At 70.6% G+C, this 20,681-nt stretch carries 21 protein-coding genes and 1 pseudogene; 7 read left to right on the top strand and 15 right to left on the bottom strand.

Features of this window, described 5'->3' with window-relative positions; all coding sequences use genetic code 11:
• Positions 1–807 precede the first annotated feature (807 nt).
• From AB0I71_RS01045 to AB0I71_RS01005, 9 genes are all read right to left on the bottom strand, one after another.
• A complete protein-coding gene (locus AB0I71_RS01045; RefSeq protein WP_357581194.1) occupies positions 808–1,083 on the bottom strand; it encodes a hypothetical protein in 276 nt (91 codons plus the stop codon).
• Positions 1,074–1,253 carry a hypothetical protein gene (locus tag AB0I71_RS01040; protein WP_357581193.1) on the bottom strand — a complete coding sequence of 60 codons (180 nt, stop codon included), beginning with the start codon at positions 1,251–1,253 and terminating at the stop codon, positions 1,074–1,076. The genes AB0I71_RS01045 and AB0I71_RS01040 overlap by 10 nt, the downstream gene beginning before the upstream one ends.
• Complete coding sequence (locus tag AB0I71_RS01035; RefSeq protein ID WP_357581192.1) at positions 1,250–1,894, bottom strand: hypothetical protein; 645 nt, start codon at positions 1,892–1,894, stop codon at positions 1,250–1,252. Before AB0I71_RS01035 ends, AB0I71_RS01040 begins: the two co-directional genes overlap by 4 nt.
• A gap of 29 nt (positions 1,895–1,923) precedes the next feature.
• On the bottom strand, positions 1,924–2,178 hold the full coding sequence (locus tag AB0I71_RS01030) for a hypothetical protein (protein WP_357581191.1): 255 nt from the start codon (positions 2,176–2,178) through the stop codon (positions 1,924–1,926).
• On the bottom strand, positions 2,175–2,483 hold the full coding sequence (locus AB0I71_RS01025; RefSeq protein ID WP_357581190.1) for a hypothetical protein: 309 nt from the start codon (positions 2,481–2,483) through the stop codon (positions 2,175–2,177). Before AB0I71_RS01025 ends, AB0I71_RS01030 begins: the two co-directional genes overlap by 4 nt.
• 633 nt (positions 2,484–3,116) lie before the next feature.
• On the bottom strand, positions 3,117–4,790 hold the full coding sequence (locus AB0I71_RS01020) for a phage/plasmid primase, P4 family (RefSeq protein ID WP_357581189.1): 1,674 nt from the start codon (positions 4,788–4,790) through the stop codon (positions 3,117–3,119).
• A complete protein-coding gene (locus tag AB0I71_RS01015; protein ID WP_357581188.1) occupies positions 4,787–5,665 on the bottom strand; it encodes a bifunctional DNA primase/polymerase in 879 nt (292 codons plus the stop codon). The genes AB0I71_RS01020 and AB0I71_RS01015 overlap by 4 nt, the downstream gene beginning before the upstream one ends.
• On the bottom strand, positions 5,662–6,213 hold the full coding sequence (locus AB0I71_RS01010) for a hypothetical protein (protein ID WP_357581187.1): 552 nt from the start codon (positions 6,211–6,213) through the stop codon (positions 5,662–5,664). Before AB0I71_RS01010 ends, AB0I71_RS01015 begins: the two co-directional genes overlap by 4 nt.
• Positions 6,214–6,533: 320 nt before the next feature.
• Positions 6,534–6,788: a helix-turn-helix domain-containing protein gene (locus AB0I71_RS01005; protein WP_357581186.1), complete on the bottom strand. Its 255-nt coding sequence runs from the start codon at positions 6,786–6,788 to the stop codon at positions 6,534–6,536.
• Between the two features lie 189 nt (positions 6,789–6,977).
• Between AB0I71_RS01005 and AB0I71_RS01000 the strand changes: the two genes are divergently transcribed.
• Positions 6,978–7,727, top strand: a complete 750-nt coding sequence (locus tag AB0I71_RS01000) for a helix-turn-helix domain-containing protein (protein WP_357581185.1) — start codon at positions 6,978–6,980, stop codon at positions 7,725–7,727.
• Here AB0I71_RS01000 and AB0I71_RS00995 read toward each other — a convergent pair.
• Complete coding sequence (locus AB0I71_RS00995) at positions 7,713–9,209, bottom strand: recombinase family protein (RefSeq protein WP_357581184.1); 1,497 nt, start codon at positions 9,207–9,209, stop codon at positions 7,713–7,715. The genes AB0I71_RS01000 and AB0I71_RS00995 overlap by 15 nt on opposite strands.
• Positions 9,210–9,244: 35 nt before the next feature.
• Positions 9,245–10,168 (bottom strand): annotated as a pseudogene (locus AB0I71_RS00990) (solute carrier family 23 protein); the annotation flags it as partial.
• Between the two features lie 89 nt (positions 10,169–10,257).
• Here AB0I71_RS00990 and AB0I71_RS00985 point away from each other — a divergent pair.
• Positions 10,258–10,500 (top strand): DUF2530 domain-containing protein, encoded by a 243-nt coding sequence (locus tag AB0I71_RS00985; protein ID WP_357581183.1) that lies wholly within the window; start codon positions 10,258–10,260, stop codon positions 10,498–10,500.
• Between the two features lie 21 nt (positions 10,501–10,521).
• Here the strand turns inward: AB0I71_RS00985 and AB0I71_RS00980 are convergent, their stop codons facing one another.
• Positions 10,522–11,358, bottom strand: a complete 837-nt coding sequence (locus tag AB0I71_RS00980; protein ID WP_357581182.1) for a DUF3027 domain-containing protein — start codon at positions 11,356–11,358, stop codon at positions 10,522–10,524.
• A gap of 87 nt (positions 11,359–11,445) precedes the next feature.
• Here AB0I71_RS00980 and AB0I71_RS00975 point away from each other — a divergent pair, with 87 nt between their 5' ends.
• The 3 genes from AB0I71_RS00975 to AB0I71_RS00965 all read left to right on the top strand — a co-directional run bounded on the left by AB0I71_RS00975 (position 11,446) and on the right by AB0I71_RS00965 (position 14,631).
• Positions 11,446–13,062: an MFS transporter gene (locus AB0I71_RS00975; protein ID WP_357581181.1), complete on the top strand. Its 1,617-nt coding sequence runs from the start codon at positions 11,446–11,448 to the stop codon at positions 13,060–13,062.
• Positions 13,059–13,709, top strand: a complete 651-nt coding sequence (locus tag AB0I71_RS00970; protein ID WP_357581180.1) for a futalosine hydrolase — start codon at positions 13,059–13,061, stop codon at positions 13,707–13,709. The genes AB0I71_RS00975 and AB0I71_RS00970 overlap by 4 nt, the downstream gene beginning before the upstream one ends.
• 73 nt (positions 13,710–13,782) lie before the next feature.
• Positions 13,783–14,631 (top strand): 1,4-dihydroxy-6-naphthoate synthase, encoded by an 849-nt coding sequence (locus tag AB0I71_RS00965; RefSeq protein WP_357581179.1) that lies wholly within the window; start codon positions 13,783–13,785, stop codon positions 14,629–14,631.
• On the opposite strand, the gene AB0I71_RS00960 is transcribed toward AB0I71_RS00965, so the two are convergent.
• Positions 14,592–14,978, bottom strand: a complete 387-nt coding sequence (locus AB0I71_RS00960; RefSeq protein ID WP_099847833.1) for a cold shock domain-containing protein — start codon at positions 14,976–14,978, stop codon at positions 14,592–14,594. The two genes, AB0I71_RS00965 and AB0I71_RS00960, sit on opposite strands and share 40 nt — an antisense overlap.
• 28 nt (positions 14,979–15,006) lie before the next feature.
• Positions 15,007–15,630, bottom strand: coding sequence for an HAD family hydrolase (locus tag AB0I71_RS00955; RefSeq protein ID WP_357581178.1), 624 nt, complete (start codon positions 15,628–15,630; stop codon positions 15,007–15,009).
• Positions 15,631–15,713: 83 nt separating this feature from the next.
• Here AB0I71_RS00955 and AB0I71_RS00950 point away from each other — a divergent pair, with 83 nt between their 5' ends.
• Entirely contained in the window at positions 15,714–18,185 is a 2,472-nt protein-coding gene (locus AB0I71_RS00950) for a helicase-associated domain-containing protein (RefSeq protein WP_357581177.1), read from the top strand.
• An 11-nt stretch (positions 18,186–18,196) separates the two neighbouring features.
• On the opposite strand, the gene AB0I71_RS00945 is transcribed toward AB0I71_RS00950, so the two are convergent.
• Positions 18,197–18,436 (bottom strand): hypothetical protein, encoded by a 240-nt coding sequence (locus AB0I71_RS00945; protein WP_357581176.1) that lies wholly within the window; start codon positions 18,434–18,436, stop codon positions 18,197–18,199.
• Positions 18,437–18,913: 477 nt separating this feature from the next.
• On the opposite strand from AB0I71_RS00945, the gene AB0I71_RS00940 reads away from it, so the two are divergent.
• The gene (locus AB0I71_RS00940) at positions 18,914–20,593 is read left to right on the top strand and encodes a DNA repair helicase XPB (protein ID WP_357581175.1); all 1,680 of its coding nucleotides are present in this window, start codon (positions 18,914–18,916) and stop codon (positions 20,591–20,593) included.
• The last annotated feature ends 88 nt before the right edge of the window (positions 20,594–20,681 follow it).

Here is a 20,681-nt window from a genome sequence, read left to right as displayed (position 1 = left end):
ATCTGGCACAGCGTCTCCCACCACGACTTCGTACGCGCAGGCCACGACACCCGAACCGGCGTCCCGTCCTCCGTCGACCGGTACCGGGTCGGCAACTTCGGCCGCTCACCCTGGTACGGGACGTTCGGAATTTCAGTCCAGTCATGCGTCGGCGGCATCCGGTTACGGCGCTGCCCCTCCGGCTTCGGCTTCCGACCAGCAACACCCATTACCGACGGTCACCTCCCGGCCCATCTCGATTCATACGCTGGCTGAGGCGCTAACCCCCGCCGCGCAGGGCCCCCCGGGGAGGGGGGCAGCCCCCACCCCGGTCGGTGACGGTCGGTTACCGCAAGCCTGGGTGGCGGCCGGTGGTGGGTCGCAGTCGTTTGGGTCGTGCGGCGTTGGCTGCTGCTGCGCCTTGCTGTCCGGTGCGGTGTGCGTGGCATGGCTGGCAGACGCCGCGCAGGTTGTTGTCGCTGTGGTCGGTTGGGTCGCCGATGTGGTCGACTTCTTGGCTGGCTGCGCCTCGGCAGTGGGTGCGGAGTTTGCAGGTGGGGTCGCGTCGGAGGATGCGTGGGCGGATGCGTGTGGCCCAGCCGGGGGGTAGGGGTGTGGTGCGCCAGGGGGTGTGTTTGGTGTGGGGGGTCATGGTGTGTGCACCCCCGGGTTCCCCCGGTCCCCTGGGGGTGTTGTGGTTCGGGTATGCGTACGGCCCGCCTGGGGAGGTTGGCGGGCCGTGCGGGTTGTGCGTTCGCATCTCGTCTCGGCTACGTAGGCCGCCGAGCGGGCCGGTGGGCGCAGTTCACCCGCTGCGCCAGTGTCACGTCATCGTATACCGGCCTCGATCATGGCGGCTACCTGCGCTGCGTCGTGTAGCCGGTAGTAGGTGTTGCCGGTGCGGGGGCCGGGGATGTGGATGGCGGGTAGCCGTCCGTGGAGGCGGTGGCCGGGTCGGCGGGATAGGTATGCCCAGTTGCGGATGCTGCCTGCGGTGACGCGCCGTTCGGGGCTGGTGAGTAGCGGGGCGAGTTGTCCGGCGGTGCCGTATTCGTAGCCGTCGTGGTCGCGGGGCAGAGCAGCCGGGGCGAGGGTCAGCCGCACAGGCACCTGCCTACGGCGCGCAGGCAGCCCCGGCAGCGCAGGGTGTAGCCGTCATGGTCGTACGCGCCGAGGTACGTCCTCCACCGCCCGCAGCCGCAGCGAGGCAGGGCGGACCGCTGCGTCAGTTCGTCGGCCAGTTCCTGGGTGGTCGCCTGCGACAGGTCGGTCATGCGCTGGCCTCCACGGTGGTCGCTTCCAGGTTGAGTGTGCCGACCAGCAGGGCACCCGGCCAGATGTGGGGTGTCCCCCTGAATTTGGTGACGGCGGGGCAGGGGCAGGTGTTGCCGGTGCAGCGGCAGCCGGCGGTGCAGATGATCGGCCAGGCGGCCCGGTTGGGGTTGCTGGTGCGGGCGCGCAGCATTCGGGTGCCGCAGCCGGGGCATTTCGGGTTGCCGGGTAGCGGCCACCAGTCGTCGCCGAGCCGGAGTGCGCGGCGGATGGCGGTGTCGGCCTGGTGGATGTGGTGGCTGACGTCGTGGGCGGTGGCCGGGTCGAGGTGGTCGATGACGTTGGTGAGTGCGGCGAGTGCCGGGCCGATGGGCATTCCGGTGTGGCGGAGCGCGGATGTGGCTAGCCATCGGGCGTTGTCGACGTGTTCGCGGACTTGTTCGGCGAGGTGGTTGCGGCGGGTGGTGGTGTCGGCGGTGTCGGCTACGGGGTCGCTGTGTCCACCGCCGCCACGGTGGCCGTAGGTGGTGGAGCGTAGGCCGTCGTTGGTGTCGCTGCTGTTGGTGTCGCGCCAGACAGCCCAGGATCGGCGCAGCGACCAGCAGTTGGCGGCGGCGGCCAGGTTGTGGGGGTGGTCGTTCATCGCGTGCTCCCAGCTTGTACGCGGTCAGGCTAGTTGTGTGGCGGCGTGGGTGCCTGCGACGGCCGGTCCGGGGTTTCGTTGCGGGCTGCGTGGAGTGCGGTGTCGAGCTGGTCGCGCATCTGGGTGAGTTCGGCAACCAGTTGACGGACCGCTTCGAGGCGACGCAGCTCGGTGGTGCGCCGGACGTTGGTGTGCGGCGGCCGGTAGGTGGTCCAGATGAGTGCGATGAACAGTGCCCAGAAGCCGCAGCCGGCGAAGAGGGTGACGATGTCGGCGGTGGTCACTGGTTGCTCCCGGTGGTGGCTGCGGTCAGGGCGGTGTTGAGGTTGTCTACCTGGGCGTTGACGCGGTCGAGGTCGTCGCCGAGGTGGCGGCGGGCGGCTGCGTTGAAGTGTTCGACGACCAGGGCGGTGTGCCGGCCGCACAAGACGACGTCGGCGGTTTCGTCCAGCGCCTCGCCGCTGCACTGGTTGCCGCTGGTGTTGAGGTATCGGCAGGTGATGATGCGGGGCTGGCCGGGCCGGTTGCGGCCGGGGCTGGTGGTGTCGGGGTCGGGTCGGGTGCTGAGCTTGCGGAGCATCTGTCCCATGGGGTTTCTCCTGGTGAAATGGCTATCGGCGAAATCGGGAATGGCTATCCGATCGGTGGTGCGATCGGTTGTCCGATGCGGCCTGGTGGCACGTCGGATCGGTGGGCGTCGCGGTGTGAGTTCGGCGTGAGTCACGGTGTGACTGGTTGCCAGATGGCAAACGCCTAGCAAGTGCCATGGCAACCGCCATCGGGGGTGTCACGACACCGGCCATCGCGGAGGGCATCTCCGTGGGCTGCGGGTGTCGGACCAGAGCGTGCGGCCGGACCGAGCCGGGCACCGAGAGATGCCCGGCCGCCGTGCCAGGGTCCGCGTGTCCGTGCCAGGGTCGCGGATTGACCCTGGCACGGCTGTTTTCGCAGGTCAGAGGCTGTGCGGGCGTGGGGTGTGCCAGGGTGCCAGGGTCTTTCCCTATCTTGGCCACCACTTCACCGCACTGTTTTTCTTCCTTAGGGTTACCTAACGAAGATGTTTTTTTCTGATTTTGTATGGCCAAGATGTAGTCAAAGACCCTGGCACACCCTGGTACGTGCAGGTCAGAGGCCGTTTTGGACCCTGGCACGACCCTGGCACGACCCTGGCACGGACCCTGGCACCCGGGCATAACGGACAGGATTCGGGTGTGGTGGAGGCTCACGCCCCACCGCCAAGCCACTTGTTCTTCGCGGCGAACGAGTCGGATTCCTGCGGTGCGAGCCCGTAGACCCACTGCTTCCGCTCGCCGTTGACCTTCTCCCGGCGGACGTCGATGGTGCCGTTGCCAGACGAGCGGAGATCGCGGGCGAACACCGACTTGTGTCCCACCCGGTCACGGCCTTCCTCTTCGGCGCACCACTCCCGAAAGGCGGCGTACAGGTCGTCGAGCAGGATCGGCTTGGCCTGCGGGTCGAGCACCGCCCGGTCGTCGATGAAGCCGTCGACCGGGGAGGTGTTGCGGCGGATCTCCCGGTCAGCGGCGATGCTGCTGGCGGGTTGGAGTAGCCGGCCGCGCCGGGTGAGCCGGTCGAGTCCGTCGAGCGCCCAGTTGAGGATGCCGGGCAGTTCCTCCATCAGGTTGCGGGTGAGGTTCGGGTCTTCCTTGCCGTAGAAGGATGTGCGGAACCGGATGTGGATCATCCGTCCGGCGAGCGCCCCGGAGGCGTCGTTGAACTTCGGCTCATCATTGCCGATGATCATGAACCGGACGCCCAGCTTGCCGTGCCACGTCTCCCGGTTCTTCCGGTTGACGTCCCGGGAGTCTTCGCCGCTGATCTTCTTCAACACCTCGACGGCTTCGCCAACCTCCCGAAAGTTCCAGTTGACGTCGGACAGCACCGCCAGCGACTTGCCGATCAGCGGCTGCTCACCGAACGTGCCGGCGAGGCTGGACAGGCTGGGTGCGGCCACCGCGTCGGGACCAAGCAGCGCCTCGGTGATCCGGGCGATGGTGCCCTTGCCGGACCGTCTCGCCCCGTACAGGTGGGCCATCTTCTGCAAGTCGGTACGGCCGGAAATCAGGTACCCGGTCCACTCCTGAAGGAACTGCCGGGCCTCTCCGTCGTCGGGGAGCACCTGGGCGAGAAACGCGAGCCATCGCGGGCAGGTGGCGCGCGGATCATAGGCGAACGGCAGGGACGTCAGGTTGAACCGGCGCGGGCTGTGCGGTTCCAGCCGTCGGGTGCTGGGGGCGACGACACCGTTGGTGACCGCCACGCACCGTTCGTCGTCTTCCTCCCACGGGCGGGCGAGCACCGCCGAACCGATGGCGTCACGCAGGTTGGCGATCTTCCCGGTGGTGGGTGCCCACCGCTTCACGTCGTCGCCGTTGTCGTAGACGGCGTTCTCCGTCTGTAGGTACAGCCACTGGTCGATGGTGGCGTCACGCTGAATGTCCCAGCGGCTGTCGCACCAGCGGTAGAAGTCGCCGCGCCACCAGGCGAGGTGGGGTGTGTCGTCGGTGTGCGGCAGGTGTTCGGTGAGTGCGCGGGCCACCGCCATCGGGTCGGCAGGGGACGGCAGCAGGCGGCCGGACGCCATCGCGGCGTCGACCCGCTCGGCGGCTTCCTGCCGGTGCCGCTCGGCGGCGGCAGCCTTCGCCTTCTCCTTCTGCGCCTTCCGTTCCTCCCGCACGATCGTGTCGAAGTCGAGCTTCGTCAGCTTCGGCAGCACCTTGCGGATGGCGTCGCGCCACTCCAACCGGGCGGCGGCGGGAAGCGCCGACACGCGCCGGATGACGTCCCGGGCGCGGTTCATCTTCTCGTCTTCGGGGGCGTCGGCGATGGCCGACATCTCGGTGTACAGGTCGAGCTGCTGTTCCTGCTCACTCACAGCGGCACCCCCTCGGCGTGGAAGCCACCTTCGATGGCGCGGCGGATGTCCCGTTCGGTCTGCTCGGCGCGGCGTCCGGCGTCGGTGAGCGCGGCCACCGCGTCGGCGGCGCTGATCGCACCCGCCGCCACCATCCGGGCCACACCCCGGGCGGAGCCGTACAGCACCACCCGCCTGCGGCCGGACGGCGCCCGGTCGACGGCGGCCAGGTGCGCGGCCAGCAGCCGATCCGGGCGTTTGATGTCGCCGCTGCTGGTGGTCGACGGGGTGGCCCCACCGGCAGGCAGCACAACAGCCGGCGGCGGCTGGCATGCCTCCACCAACGCGGGGGGCATCTCGGCGAGTGGGCCACGCTCCACCCAGACGTACGGGCGGCCGGTGCGCGGGTGAACCGACGGCGGGGCGACCGCGTAGCCGCCGTCACCGCGAACGTCGACACCCTGCCCGATGCGGGACTGGCTGCACGGCAGGTACCCGCCAGGGTGGGCGACGTGCACGTGGTAGCCGCCGCTGCCGGTCCGCACCCACGCGGTGGGTGGGATGTTCCAGCGTCGGATCAGGTCGGCGACGTCTCCGCCGTTGCCGAGGTCGACGTCGAGGACGACGATGCCGGAGGGTGCGCCGGTTCGGATGGCGAGGGTGCCGTTGGGTACGGTCCGGAACATGTCTCGGATGCGGTCGTGGTCGCGGTTGGCCCGGTAGAAGCCGTGGCAGGTGAGGCACGCGCACGCGGCGGGGTCGTGGCTGCTGTTCTTGCAGTCGGGGCAGTTGGCGACGGGCCGCTTGGATCGGCCGAGCCAGAAGACGTGGCGGCCTTCGTCGGCTAGCCGGTACGCCTCGTCGAGCAGCGCCGAGCGGGTGAGGGTGGCGGTCACGCGGCCCGCCGATCCTGGTCGATTCGTCGCGCGATCCACTCGTCAGCAACCGACCGCCGGTATTCGAAGCAGTCGGCCAAGTCGGGTCGGGTGGCCGCGATCAGTCTCGCCAGAAACGGGGCGAACACGTTATTGATCTTGAAGTCGGGGTCGCTGGTTGACATCGCGACGTGCCAGCGGACCTGCTCGACAAGCGCGTTGATGCCAAGCTTTCGGCTGCCCGTGCGGGCGATCCACTCATCGGCGAGCCGGATCATCTCTTCGGGTACCCGAGGGTTGTCGGCAACGAAAGCCTCGAACCTCTCGGCCACGGTTGCCGGCTGCTCGGCGGCGGGCTGCTGCTGGAACAGGTCGAACAGGTTCGGCGGTTCCTCGGTCGGCCGCATGTTCAGGGGGTCGACGTTGGGGCTGGTCGGGATGTTGCGGTCGTTCATGGTGGCACCGGATTCCTGTGCGTAGGTGTCGCTCCCCAGCGGTGCCTGCCGGGCCGTTGCAGCCCCGGTGCCGGCGTGGGTACCGGTCAGGCCAGCGCGAATGTTGGCGGTCAACGGCGACCACCAACCGGCTTCCGGCCTGCAACGGCGTGGGGTGTGACCTGCGCGTCACTGAAAATGTCGGCGCTGTGCCCTATCCTGGAAGACATAGGTGTTCGTCCCTTCGGGGTGTGTGAAGCCGGGCCGGTGGCTAGACCGAGCCCGGCTTTCTTATGCGGCGGCGGCGCGCTTCGGTTCCGGAGGTCCAGGACGGGTTCGCGGGCGCTGAACCTCAGTCCGGGTGAATGCGCCTCGGATGCGGTCGATCTGCTCGCCGGTGAGCGGCGGAGCCCCGGCAACGAGCACGGCCACCAAGTCGGCGGTGTCGCCGGGGATCATTTGCTTCCCACCAAGTCGGAGTGGTCCCGCATCAGCGCCACGACCGGCACGCGGAGCGCGTTCGCCAGGGCGGCGATGAGCGCGGGGGACGCGTTCTTGCGCTGGAGTTCGAGGTTGCGGACGTGCTGCGGATGAACGGAGACGTCTTCGTGTTCTGCGGTGAGCCGGACGAGGGCCTGAACGCTCAGGCCGGACCGCTCGCGAATCGCCCGGAGGGCCGCCCCGTTGACGGGCACTGATCGGCGTGGCATGCACCCATGATCGGACGCAACAGGACTCATGTCAAGCTCAGAAAGCCTTAGTTGAGTCTAGATGTCCTGACCTGCGGTTACATCACTCTGATCCGAACACCCGTTTCAGGCCCAGGTGCCGCCAAAACAAGCCTGTATCGATCAACATGAGCGTTGATCGCTTCTACTCTCGTCCGCTAGCCTCATGCCGTGGACGACCAAAGCAAGCTGCGGGCGCTCGCCGACGCCGTGATCGCCCGCCGCAACGAACTCGGCTACACCCAGGCGGAATTAGCCTCATCAGGCGGAATATCCCTCGCAACGGTCCAAGGCATCGAAAACGCTCGCGGCGGGGCAACCCTGCGGGCGAAGACTGCGGCCGGCTTGGAACGCGGACTGGCGTGGAAACCCGGAAGCGTCCTACGAATCCTTGACGGTGGTTCGCCCGCACCGATAACCGCAGAGCAGGCGGTGTGGGATCTGGCGATGATTCTGCGGGCCGGCGGCGGCAACCCCGAGCCGCTTCTCTGGCGGATCGGCGACGCTGAACAAAAGAACCCCGGTGCGCCCGCGAAAGCCATTCATCGGCTGCTGTCGGCTGAGCCGAGGTCCGCTGCTGAGACGCGAAACGTGGTCGAAGACGAGCTGGGGTGGGAGCGGGGAAGCATTCTCAAGATGCTGGCCGTGCCGCCGCCGCCTCTACCGGCGACGGAGCCTGCCGTCGAGCGGCTTGCGCAGCTTCAGCAACGAGAGGCCGAGGAAGAGACGCGGACACGGCACGGCTTGCGTCCGCGTGGACTCAACTACGCGGATGCGGACCTGATCGCCGATGCCGGGTTGCCGCAGGCGGATGCCGACCGCCTGATCGCGCATGTGATGCAGCGACGGGAGCAGTTTGAACGCCAACTGTCTGAGGAGTTGGCGTTCATCATTGCGATGCTGCGATCACGGCGCGGGTGACGTCAGCCCGCCCCACCGCTCCGCCCAGGTGAGGTTGTCGCCAACCCACCGCGACCGGCCGAGCCTCGACGGGTCGAACTTCGGTCCGCTGCCCTTACTGCCCGGCGTCAACACGATGTCCGCCAGGGCGCACACCACCTCCCGACGTGCCCGCGCGTCAAGGTCATCCCATTCGGCGTCGACATCCACGCCAGCGAACCGGGACAGGGCCGGCGGTGTGGACAGTCGGCGTACCTTCGCGGCGGCAGCCTTGATCTGCGGCAGCGTCTCCTGCTCGATTGCCGCCAGCCCCTCGGGTGTGATGCCGGCGCCAGGCTTGCTGGCCAGCTTGTAGAAGCCGTCCAGGTGGGCGCGGAGTGCCTTTTCCTCCATCTTCGCCTGCTCCAACTCGGTGCTGTCGTCATCCGGCTCGAACACCGCCGCCGCGTCCGGCTGGCGCAGCCGCGCCCGGATCAACGGTTCGATGACACCTTCCAGACCACGCGCCGACGCCGACACGGCGAAGCAGTTCCGGCACTGGTAGGCGTTGTGGCCGGGCTTGCGGGAACCCGACCGCAGGCCGTGCATGCACTCGGAACACTTCACCGCCCCGGTCAGCCAGTGCGCCACCCGGGGATCGTTGCGCATGCCGCTGTTGGCGGTCAGCCGGTTGTAGGCGGTCTGCCACACCTTCGGGTCAACTAGCGGCTTCCACTTTCCGGCACCCACATCTTGGCCCTGGTGGACACGCCGACCGGCGTAGTGGGGTCGGATGGCGAGCTGCCGCACCTGCCGGTCGGTCCACTTCATGTCGGGCGGGAAGTGCCGGTGGTCGCGGTCGCAGTCCGGCTTGCACGGCTTCTGCGGGGTGGGGATACCGCGTTCGTTGAGGGAAGCCGCGATCTGCCCGGCCGGCTTGCCGTTGGCGATGTCGGTGATGATCTCGCGGACGATGGGCGCCTGCTCGGGGTGGGGAACCTGGTCGGCGAGCTTGCCGCGTTCGTCGTACACCCGCGTCCATCCGAAGGGCAGGCGACCGGTGGGGCGGCCTTCGCGGGCTGCTTTCCGTTTGCCGCGCCGGGTACGTTCGCTGATCTTCTCGGATTCGTCGGCGGAGTCCACGCCGTCATCGGCGAGGGTGCGCCAGTCGCGGCGGATCTTCATGTCGTAGGTGCGTTGGTGGCTGATGATGCGAATGAGGGTGCCGTGCTGTCGGCAGAGGTCAAGGAAGTCGACCCATTCGCCGAGTTTGCGGCTGCCTCGGGAGGATTCCCAGAGGCTGAGGATCTGGCAGTTGCCGGAGCGGATGTGCTCGACTAGCTGGGTGTAGTCCGGGCGTGGGCGGCGGGCGTAGCGGCTCGCGGACCGGTCGGGGTCGGCGAAGATGCGGCCGACTCTGTACCCCTGGTCTTCGCAGTCGTCTCGGAACTCGGTTTCCTGGCCGGCTACCGACTGACCTGCGTCGTTGTTGCTCTTGCGCCCGTAAAAATCTGCCGTTTCCACGCTTGCATAGTAGGCGCACGGTGGTTAGTCTTCAAGAAGTCGGTGATGAGCAGGGTGAAGATGAACATCAGCACGACCAGCCAACTGGCCCGCTCCCACGAGCCCAGCACGTTGAACTGCCCGAGCAGGGACAGGTCCGGAACGTCGAACGGGTTGCTGGGCAGCGTCGGGACGTTCAGCGACCAGCCCTTCGGGTTCGGCTCGCCGTTGACGAAGGACGGACCGATGTTGCCCACCGCCTCCACCACCATGGCCAACGCCGTGGAGGCGAGGATGCCGATCAGGATGGCGCCCTTCACCCGGCGTACCACAAGCACCAGGGTCACCAGCAGACCCACCACGAAGACCAGCATCGGCCAGCTGACGAGTTTCCCACCGATGCCCAGGCCGACCGGGACCGTGGTGTTCGCATCGTCCGGGATCCGCCTGACGAAACCGGCGTCCACCAGACCGATGATGGTGAGGAAGAGGCCGATGCCGACGCCGATCGCCGTCTTCATCTGGGTCGGCACCGAGCGGAACACGGCGGTACGCAGCCCGGTCAGCACCAGCACCGCGATGATCAGACCTTCGATCACCACCAGGCCCATCGCGTCGGCCCAGGTCATCTCGGGCGCGATCTCGTACGCCACCAGGGCGTTGACCCCGAGGCCGGCAGCGACCGCCAGCGGGAAGCGGCCGACCACGCCCATCAGGATGGTCATCAGGCCCGCGACCAGGGCGGTGGCCGCCGCGATCGCGGGAATCGGCAGGGTCTTGCCGTCACCGTCGACGGCGCTGCCGAGGATGAGCGGGTTGAGCACCACGATGTACGCCATCGTGAAGAAGGTGGCCAGGCCGCCGCGTACCTCGCGGGTGAGCGTCGAGCCGCGGGCGGAAATCTCGAAGTACCGGTCGAAGCCGTTGCGCGGCTGGCCGGAACCGGGTGGGGTGCCGTTGTCGGGCGGCGCTACTGCCATCAGGAACCTCACAGCGGATCATCGGGTTGTCGCGCGCATCGTCGCAGATGGCCGGCCCGCCGGAAAGCGGGGTCACGTACGCTGGCCGGGTGCCCGCCCCGCCGCCCCGCCCCGAGCCGCTCGACCCGCCGATGGTGCCGTTCGCACTCGCCGGGATGGCAGCCTGGGCCGTCGCCGGGTTGGTGCTGCTGCTCTTCCGCGACCGGCTGGCCGCCAATGGCCACGAGAACTGGCTCTGGATCTGCCTGGCCGGATTCCTGTGGGGTTTCCCCGGTCTGGCGGTGATGATGCGGCACGACGCCAATCGCCGCCGCCGTCGCGCCGCCGGTTGAGCCGGCGACGGTCGGCCACGGTCAGGAGTGCCCGTACGGCTCCGCCGGCTCGCCGCTCTCGACGGACCCGGACGCACGGCTGACCGCCATCGGCTCCACCGCACTGTCGTCGTAGACGGTGGGCATCTCGTCGACAGCCGTGTCCGCCTCGACCAACGTCTCCGAGTGGGCACCGCAGCCGTGGTCGGCGCTGACCACCCGGCCGTCGTCCGGCGCGTAGAAGTTGCCGCAGACACCGAAGCACTGCCGCAGCTTGCCCGCGAGTGGCAGATAGAAACCGCAGGTGCCGCAGCGGGCGGAGGCGGGCGCGGAGGCGGAGATCGGTGCCGAAGGGCCGTGATCGCCGTCGTACCAGCGCTGGGCCGTCTCGATGCGTCCCTCCCGCGACATCACCCGCGACCGACCGAGCCCCAACTCCCAGGCGATCTCCTCGACCGCCGGGTCGTCGGAGAGGAGGTAACCCGGCTGGAGCCGCTCGTCGTCCGACGGGGTCGGCAGCAGGTCACCGGGGCCCAGGTCGCCGGGCTTCAGTCGCTCCTGCCAGGGCAGCCAGCCGGGTGCCAGCAACGCGTCCGGCCCGGGCAGCAGGACGGTCTCACAGATCGTCACCGTACGGCTGCGCGGCACCCGGGTCACCGTGACCGCCCACCGCCAACCGCGGTAGCCGGCCAGCCGGCACTCGAAATAGTGGGTGACGAGCCGATCACCCTCGGCGACGGCCTGGAGGTGGTCGCCGACGTCGTCGGGGCCGACCTCGGTGATGCCGGCGCGCGCCACCTCGACGGCGGCGGCGCAGACCTGGTCAAGACGAGCGGCACGGGCGGAGGCGGGCCTGGTCACCCGACCATTGTTCCCCATCGGGTGGGTCGACTGTGAGGCACTCCCCAGAGGTGTTCTCCGCCGGTGGCGCAGCATCGTCCGGGCCGATGGGTCAGGATGGTTGCCATGCCGCTGTTCTCCCGCTCTGAGCGGTCCCTCCTCGGGCGGACCGTCGGCACCGGCATCCGCGCCACCCGGCTGATGCTGCGCGGTTCCCTGACCAGCGGTCGCTGGGTGACCCGCAGTGCCGCCCGGGCCCGCGCCCGGGGTGCCGGTGGGGAGACCGGCATGGTCCGCCTGTTCGACCTGCACGCGATCTCCTGCGCCGGTGACACGCTCATCGCGATCGGGCTGGCCGGGACGATCTTCTTCAACGTGCCGCTCGGCGAGGCACGGAGCAAGGTCGCGCTCTACCTGCTGGTGACCATGGTGCCCTTCGCCATGCTCGCTCCCGTGGTCGGGCCACTGCTCGACCACTTCCGGCACGGCCGTCGGTACGCCCTGGCCACGACCATGCTGGGCCGGGCGTTCCTGGCCTGGCTGATCTCCGACTACATCCACGGCTTCGGGCTCTATCCGGCGGCCTTCGGCGTGCTGGCGCTCTCCCGGGCGTACGGGGTGGCCCGTTCCGCGGCCGTACCCCGGTTGCTGCCGGAAGGGCTCGGCCTGTCCCAGGTCGGCGCGCGGGCCAGCGTCTACGGCACGGTCGCGGGAGCGCTTGTCGCCCCGATCGGCCTGGCCGCGTTCTGGTTCGGACCGCAGTGGCCGTTGCGGGTCGCTTCAGTGATCTTCCTGGTCGGCATGGTGATCTCCCTCCGGCTGCCGCCGAAGGCCGACTCCGAGCCGCCGGAGCGGGTACCGCGACCACTGCGGGCGCTGCGTCGGGGCACCGACGAACGACCACTGGGCCGGGGCAGACCCGCCGGGCGGCTGGTGATCTCGACCCTGATCGGCGCGGCCACGCTGCGCGCGGTCTATGGCTTCCTGCTGCTCTTCCTGGCCTTCACCATCAAGGCCGGCGACCTGACCACCGTGGTGTTCGGACGTGACCTCGGGGACGAGGGCGCACTCGGCCTGGTCGGTGGCGCGCTGGCCGTCGGCACCTTCCTCGCCACCGCGATCGGTACCCGGCTGCGCATCCACCGCCCGGCAGCCCTCCAGTCCAGCGGCATGGTGATCGTCGCCGGAGTGGCCGTACTCACCGTGCTGAGCTTCTCGCTGCCGATGGTCGCCCTGCTCTGCGTGGTCACGGCCATGATGAGCGGCATCGCCAAGCTGGCCGTGGACGCCTCGATCCAGGAACGCATCCCGGAACGGTTGCGAGCCAGTTCCTTCGCCCACTCCGAGACCGTGCTGATGCTCGCCTTCGTCGCCGGTGGCGGGTTGGGGCTCGTACCCTTCGACGGCCGGATCGGCATCGCCGTCGCCGCCGGTGTCGGTGCCCTCGCCGCCGCCCGCGCTCTGGTGATGGCCCGGCGGCTCCGGGCCGAGAAGCTGCGTGGACGGCCGCTCACCGACGACGAGCTGACCGCCGAGAAGCAGGCTGAGAAGGAACGCGCCGAGGAGGAACGCGTCACCGAGACCACGCCCACGTCCCCGGCACCCTTCCAGGGCGGGCGTGACCCTGAGGAACCGGACCTGGCCCCGCCGGGCTTCCACATCTACCGGCCGTCCTCCACGGTCACCGGTTCCGCTGGTGGCGACGATGAGACACGGCGCAGCTCACCGGGTTCGGTCACGTGAGCGGTCTGCTCGTGGTGACCGCGGTGCCGGCTGAGGCAGAGGCGATCCAGGCCGGCCTCGCCGACCCGACAGTGGCGGTGCTGCCGGTGGGGGTGGGCCCGGCGGTCGCTGGTGCGGCGACCGCCCGGCTGCTCGCGCTCGCCGAGATGGCTGGTCGCCCGTACCGGGCAGTGGTCAGTGCGGGGGTGGCCGGCGGCTTCGCCGCCCGGGTCGCCGTCGGTGCCACCGTGCTCGGTACCCGGGCCGTCGCCGCCGACCTGGGTGCAGAGTCACCCGACGGCTTCATTCCGATCGACGAACTCGGCATGCCTGCCGAACTGCTCGGCGGTGGCACGGCCATCGACGCCGACCCGGCGCTGCTGGCCGCCCTGCGCACGGCGCTGCCGGCCGCGACCGTGGGACCGGTGCTGACCGTCAGCACCGTGACCGGCACCACCGCCAGCACCGACGAACTGATCCGGCGCCACCCGGACGCGGTGGCCGAGGCCATGGAGGGGTACGGCGTGGCGGTCGCTGCCAGCCAGGCCGGCGTGCCCTTCGTCGAGCTGCGTACCGTCTCGAACCCGATCGGCCCCCGCGACCGCGACGCCTGGCGCATGCGCGACGCCCTCACCGCGCTCACCGCCGCCGCCACCGCCCTACGCTGACGCCCGGGCGCAGGGTCGGGCGGGGGCGGGGTCGGGCGGGAGGAGGTCGAGAAGGCGGGGTTACGGTGGGGGTGTGGCGCTCTCGCTGGCGATCTCGCCCTGCCCCAACGACACGTTCGTCTTCCACGCCCTGGTGCACGGACAGGTGCCCGGCGCACCGCCGGTCGAGGTGACGTACGCCGACGTCGACGTCACCAACACGGCCGCCGAGCGCGGCGCGTTCGACCTGGTGAAGGTGAGTTACGCGGCGCTGCCGTGGCTCCTGGCGGACTACCACCTGCTGCCCTGCGGGGGTGCGTTGGGTCGGGGATGCGGTCCGTTGGTGCTCACCCGGGCCGACCGCGACGGCGGGCCCGACCGCGACGACCTCAGCGGTGCCACCGTGGCGGTGCCTGGTGACCGGACCACGGCGTACCTGCTGTTCCGACTCTGGGCGGCCGGACGGACACCGCAACGGATCGAGGTGGTGCCGTTTCACGAGATCATGCCGGGGGTGGCCGCTGGGCGGTACGACGCCGGACTGGTGATCCACGAGGCCCGGTTCACCTATCCACGACACGGACTCACCGCCCTGGTCGACCTGGGCGAGTGGTGGGAGTCCGACACCGGGCTGCCGATCCCGCTCGGTGCCATCCTGGCCCGCCGTGGTGTGGTCGACCCGCAGGAGGCCGCCGGCTGGATCCGGGATTCCGTGCAGCGGGCCTGGGCCGATCCGGCGGCCAGCCGGGCGTACGTGTTGGCGCACGCCCAGGAGATGGAGCCCGACGTGGTGGACCAGCACATCGGCCTCTACGTCAACGAGTTCACCGCAGACCTGGGTGAGGCGGGTTTCGCTGCCGTCGAGGCGCTGCTCGGCCGGGCCGCCGACGCCGGGCTCGTGCCTCAGACCTCCAGCTCGCGGGCGACCGCGTGGACCAGCTGAGCGATCTTCTGCGCGGTCCTGCGGTCCGGGAAGCGGCCCCGACGCAGGTCCGGCTGGACCTTCGCCTCCAGCACCTTGATCATGTCCTCGACCAGGCCGTGCAGCTCCTCGGCGGGACGTCGGCGCAGCTCCGCCACGGACGGCGGAGCGTCCAGGAGCTTCACCCCCATCGCCTGGGTGCCCCGCCGGCTGTCCACCACGCTGAAATCAATGCGCTGGCCGCCCTTGAGTTCGGTGACACCCGCCGGTAGCGCGCCCTTCGGCAGGAACACGTCGCCACCCTCGTCACTGGTGACGAACCCGTATCCCTTGGCCGCGTCGTACCACTTCACTCGACCCGTAGGCACCTGAGAACCTCTGCTTCGCTTGAACCGTCTACTGCCTCAAGGCTAGCCGGATCATCCCGTCGAGCGCCGCCGGGAATCCGGTGAGATCCGCCAGCACCACCGCCGCCCCGGCGGCGCGTAGTTCGTCCGCCGTACACGGGCCGGTGGCCACCGCGATACCGGGCACCCCGGCCGCACCGGCGGCCACCATGTCCGCCACGTGGTCGCCGACGTAGTGGGTCGCGCCGTGCGCCCGCAACGCGGTCGCCTTCTCCTCGGCGAACAGGTCACCGGCCAGCTCGTCCACGGCCAGCCCCAGGTGGTCCAGGTGCAGCCGGGCCAGCCGACCGATCTTGGAGGTGACCACGAGCACCCGACCGCCCCGGTCACGGACCGCGGCGAGCGCCGCCACGGCACCGGGCAGCGGCACGGTCGGCGTGATCGCGTACGCCGGATACAGCTCGCGGTAGACGGCCACCGCCGCCTCGACCTGGTCCGGCGGGAACCAGCGGGCGATCTCGGTACGCAGCGGCGGCCCGAGCCGGGACACGGCGGCGTCGGCGTCGACGGGTACGCCCGTCCGCTCGGTCAAGGCGCGGTAGGTCGCGGCGATACCGGGACGCGAGTCGACAAGCGTCATGTCGAGATCGAATCCGACGGTCAACGAAGGCATCCTGGAAAGCTACCCGGCCAGCCGGACCGGCCGGGACGTCCGATGGGCGAGAGTGGCCCCCACCGGGCTAGCGTGGAACGACGATGAGCACCTCACTCGCCGACCACCTGCGGTCGCTGCCCGACGAGTCCCTCGCCGCGCTCCTTCAGCTGCGGCCCGACCTCGTCGTACCGGTCCCCGCCGACGTGGCCGCCCTCGCCATCCGGGCACAGTCCCGCGTCTCGGTGTCGCGTGCGCTCGACGGGCTGGACCAGTTCACGCTCCAGATCATGGACGCCGCCCGGTTGACCCGTGACCCGGCCGACGGCACCACCTCGGTCGACGGGGTCCTCGCCCTGGCCACCGCCGGCCCCAACCCGCCCGCGCCCACCGCCGTGCGGGCCGCCGTCGACCGGCTACGTGCCCGTTTCCTGTTGTACGGCACCGACAGCGCCCTGCACCTCGTCGGTGGCATCGACGAGATCTCCCCGTACCCTGCGGGGCTCGGCCGGCCGGCGACGGAGCTGGACCCGCGCACGGCCGCGCTCTGCGCGGACCCGGCGAAGCTGCGGCGGACGCTGCTCTCCGCGCCGCCGTCGGCCCGGGCGATCCTGGACCGGTTGGCCGCCGGTCCACCGGTCGGCAGCGTGCCGCCCGGCGCGTTGCAGGCACCGGCGGTCGGCGCGGACGACGACCTGCCGCCGGACGACACGAACGGTGGGGCGCCGACCGGGTCGCCGGTGCGCTGGCTGGTCGACCACCGGCTGCTGGTGCGGGTCTCCGGCGGCAAGGGCGGCACCACCGGCATGGTCGAGCTGCCCCGGGAGATCGGGCTGCTGCTGCGCCGCGACACCGGCCCGCTGGGCCCGCTGAGCAGCAGCCCGCCCCAGGTGGCCGCCACGCCGCGCGAACCGAAGGCGGCCGACTCCGCCGGAGCCGGGCAGACCATGGAGGTGGTACGCCACACCGAGGCGCTGCTGGAGCAGTTGGCCGCCGAGCCGGCGCCGGTACTGCGGTCGGGCGGGATCGGCGTGCGTGACCTCCGCCGGTTGGCGCGGGCCACCGGGTTGGACGAGTCGACGGCCGCGCTGCTGCTGGAGGTGGCGTACGCGGCCGGGCTGACCGGCGAGATGGAGCTGCCCGGCGTCGCCGGCCGGTACGGCGCCGACCAGCAGGTGCTGCCCACCGCCGGGTACGAGATGTGGCGGGCCGGTTCGCTGGCCCAACGCTGGGAGCAGTTGGCCCGGGCCTGGCTGACGATGACGCGACAGGTCGGACTTGTCGGCCAGCGCGACGATCGGGACCGTCCGATCACGGTGCTGTCGGCGGAGGCGGAACGGGCCGGTGCCCCGGCCGCCCGGCGGGCGGTGCTCGGCGTACTCGCGGATCTGGAAGCGGCCACCGCCCCCAGCGCCGAGGAGGTGCTGGCGTTGCTGGACTGGCGGGCACCCCGACGCAGCCGGGGCCGGGAGAACGCGCATCGGGAGGTGCTGGCCGAGGCGGCCACGCTGGGTGTGACCGGGTTGGGGGCGCTCACCTCGTACGGGCGGCTGCTGCTCGCCGAGGCGACGGCCAGCGAGGACGGCGTGCCGGACGATCCGCTGGGAGTTCGGGCCGACACCGAGGACGGCGCCGGCGGTGCGGTCCGGGCGCTGGACACGCTGCTGCCCGCCCCGGTGGACCACTTCCTCGTCCAGGCCGACCTGACCGTGGTGGTGCCCGGGCCTCCGGAGCCGGCGCTCGCCGCCGAACTGGAAGTGGTCGCCGAGCCCGAGTCCGCAGGTGGGGCGAGCGTGCACCGGATCACCACGGGCAGTGTGCGGCGGGCCCTGGACGTCGGCTACTCCGCGGACGACCTGCACGAACTGTTCCGTCGCCGGTCCCGCACGCCGGTACCGCAGGGACTGACGTACCTGGTCGACGACGTGGCCCGCAAGCACGGCGGGCTGCGTATCGGCTCCGCCGGGGCGTACCTGCGCAGCGACGACGAGGCGCTGCTGGCCGAGGTGCTGGCCGACCGGCGGGTCGAGACGCTGGCGCTGCGCCGGCTCGCGCCGACCGTGCTGATGACCCCGTACCAGGGCGGTCGACTGCTGAGCGTGCTGCGGGAGGCCGGTTACGCCCCGGTCGCCGAGGACGCCAGCGGGTCGACGGTGCTCACCCGGCCGAAGACCCGACGGGCGCCGGCCCGGGTGTCGGTGGCGACCCGGGCGCTGGATCCACTCGCCACCCCCCGCCTGCCACTGCCACGCCTGCTCGGTGTGGTGGAGCAGATCCGCCGGGGCGACGCGGCGGCGCGGGCGGCCCGACGGGCCCCGGCGGTGGTGCGGGGCGCGACGCCCGACCGGCCGGTTCCCGCGCACGGTCACCACGACGCCCTGGCCGTGTTGCAGCAGGCGGTACGCGACAAGGCGCTGGTCTGGGTCGGCTACGTCGACGCGCACGGGGCAACCGCCTCCCGGCTGGTGCGACCCGTCTCGCTCGGCGCGGGCTACCTACGCGCCGAGGACGAGCGCACCGAGATGCTGCACACTTTCGCGCTGCACCGGATCACCGCGGCGGTGCTGGAGAAGTGAGGCTCGGCGGGTCAGCGGCGGCTGCGCCGCACCGACCCGATGATCGCCACGATCAGGAGCAGGGCGAACCCGGTTCCGGCGGCTTCACCGACGGAGTCGATGAAGCCCTGCTGGAGCACGAGCCAGCCGAAGAGAAACCAGCCGAACAGGACGACACCGACGATCGCGTACGCGATCACCGTGGCGGTGGAGACGGGTTCGGTTGCCTCTGCCTGCTCGCGCTTGGGGACAACTTCCTGGTCAACGGTCATCTGCCCTCCCCGTACGGTCCGGCCCTGAACGTCAAGGGTGTCACCCTTGGCGGCTGTCGACCAGCACCATCGGGTACCGATCCGGCTCGGCTCCTACCCAGCGACGGCCGGCGGCGAACGGTGGGGTGGGGTCGCCGGTTCGGCCCGGGCGCGCCGCTCGCCCCCGTTGGCTGTCCACTGCGACGGGAACGGCCCCCGCTTCCTGGCCCGTCCGGCCGTGGATCGAACGCGCTACGCACCGGAACCGACCGGCATGACGACCGCGAGGGCGTACGGTGGCCCGTTCGCGACCCACCCGGGCCGCCGACCTCGACAACTCGTCCCCTACTGCTAGACGCGCAGAAGTACCAGCAGGGTTGCGCGGGGTCAGCACTTTCTCGCCACCCGCCCGCGCGTGCAACACTGGATGGTCGCCCGGTGGCAGGTCAGCCGCCTGCTCCGGCGGCCGGATCAGCCGTACGGACGAGAGGATTCGGCGTGAGTGGTGGACCGCTTATCGTGCAGTCGGACAAGACTCTCCTACTGGAGATCGACCATCCCGACGCACAGGCCTGCCGGATGGCCATCGCCCCCTTCGCCGAGTTGGAACGCTCACCCGAGCACGTGCACACGTACCGGCTGACCCCGCTCGGCCTGTGGAACGCCCGGGCCGCCGGCCACGACGCCGAGGGCGTGGTGGACGCCCTGATCAAGTATTCGCGGTACCCGGTGCCCCACGCCCTGCTCGTGGACGTGGCCGAGACGATGGACCGGTACGGGCGGCTCCAACTCGCCAACGATCCGGCGCACGGCCTCGTCCTGCGCGCCCTGGACCGGGTGGTGCTGGTCGAGGTGGCCAAGAGCAAGAAGCTCGCCGGTATGCTCGGCAACCGCATCGACGACGACACCATCGCCGTGCACCCGTCCGAGCGGGGACGACTCAAGCAGGCCCTGCTCAAGCTGGGCTGGCCGGCGGAGGACCTCGCCGGCTACGTCGACGGCGAGGCGCATCCGATCGAGCTGGCCGAGGCCGGCAAGGACGGCGGGAAACCGTGGACGCTGCGGTCGTACCAGCGGGAGGCGGTCGAGGCGTTCTGGGCCGGCGGGTCGGGCGTGGTGGTGCTGCCCTGCGGCGCCGGCAAGACGCTCGTGGGGGCGGCGGCGATGGCCGAGGCGAAGGCCACCACGCTGATCCTGGTCACCAACACGGTGGCCGGCCGGCAGTGGAAGCGCGAGTTGATCGCCCGTACCTCGCTCACCGAGGAGGAGATCGGCGAGTACTCGGGCGAACGCAAGGAGATCCGCCCGGTCACCATCGCCACGTACCAGGTGCTCACCTCGCGGCGCGGCGGCGCCTTCACCCACCTGGACCTGTTCGGTGCCCGCGACTGGGGCCTGGTCGTCTACGACGAGGTGCACCTGCTGCCCGCGCCGATCTTCCGCTTCACCGCGGACCTTCAGGCCCGCCGCCGGCTGGGCCTGACCGCCACCCTGGTACGCGAGGACGGCCGGGAGGGCGACGTGTTCAGCCTGATCGGCCCGAAGCGGTACGACGCGCCCTGGAAGGACATCGAGTCGCAGGGCTGGATCGCCCCCGCGGAGTGCGTCGAGGTCCGGGTCACCCTGACCGACGCCGAGCGGATGGCGTACGCGACGGCGGAGGCGGAGGAGCGCTACCGGATGGCGGCCACCGCCCGCACGAAGCTGCCGGTGGTTCGCGCGCTGGTGGAGCGGCACCCGGGCGAGCAGACGCTGGTGATCGGCGCATACATCGACCAGCTGCACCAGCTCGGCGAGTACCTGGACGCGCCGATCGTGCAGGGGTCCACGACCAACAAGGAGCGTGAACGCCTCTTCGACGCGTTCCGCACCGGGGAGATCCGCACGCTCGTCATCTCGAAGGTGGGCAACTTCTCGATCGACCTGCCTGAGGCTGCGGTGGCGATCCAGGTGTCCGGCACGTTCGGGTCGCGGCAGGAGGAGGCGCAACGGTTGGGCCGGGTGCTGCGGCCGAAGGCCGACGGCCGGCAGGCGCACTTCTACACGGTGGTCTCCCGGGACACCATCGACACCGAGTACGCCGCCCACCGGCAGCGCTTCCTGGCCGAGCAGGGGTACGCGTACACAATCGTCGACGCCGACGACGTCCTCGGCCCGAAGTTGCCCAGCGTCGACTGAGCCCGGTCGCCCGGGTGCCCGTGCCGAAGCGCTGACGCCGCTCGACGCGGTGGGCCGTCCCTGGACGGCCCACCGCGTCAGCGCCCGG

It is taken from the genome of Micromonospora sp. NPDC049891 (genome assembly GCF_040660295.1).
GTDB lineage: Bacteria > Actinomycetota > Actinomycetes > Mycobacteriales > Micromonosporaceae > Micromonospora.
This window is presented reverse-complemented; position numbering and strand designations above follow the sequence as displayed.

What these genes read in the sequence shown, in the direction of transcription:
- AB0I71_RS00980 (WP_357581182.1), bottom strand. Translation starts at nt 11,358, where the DNA reads ATGGGGAACAATGGTCGGGTGACCAGGCCCGCCTCCGCCCGTGCCGCT.
- AB0I71_RS01005 (WP_357581186.1), bottom strand. Translation starts at nt 6,788, where the DNA reads ATGCCACGCCGATCAGTGCCCGTCAACGGGGCGGCCCTCCGGGCGATT.
- AB0I71_RS00950 (WP_357581177.1), top strand. Translation starts at nt 15,714, where the DNA reads ATGAGCACCTCACTCGCCGACCACCTGCGGTCGCTGCCCGACGAGTCC.
- AB0I71_RS00945 (WP_357581176.1), bottom strand. Translation starts at nt 18,436, where the DNA reads ATGACCGTTGACCAGGAAGTTGTCCCCAAGCGCGAGCAGGCAGAGGCA.
- AB0I71_RS01025 (WP_357581190.1), bottom strand. Translation starts at nt 2,483, where the DNA reads ATGGGACAGATGCTCCGCAAGCTCAGCACCCGACCCGACCCCGACACC.
- AB0I71_RS00975 (WP_357581181.1), top strand. Translation starts at nt 11,446, where the DNA reads ATGCCGCTGTTCTCCCGCTCTGAGCGGTCCCTCCTCGGGCGGACCGTC.
- AB0I71_RS01035 (WP_357581192.1), bottom strand. Translation starts at nt 1,894, where the DNA reads ATGAACGACCACCCCCACAACCTGGCCGCCGCCGCCAACTGCTGGTCG.
- AB0I71_RS01040 (WP_357581193.1), bottom strand. Translation starts at nt 1,253, where the DNA reads ATGACCGACCTGTCGCAGGCGACCACCCAGGAACTGGCCGACGAACTG.
- AB0I71_RS00955 (WP_357581178.1), bottom strand. Translation starts at nt 15,630, where the DNA reads ATGCCTTCGTTGACCGTCGGATTCGATCTCGACATGACGCTTGTCGAC.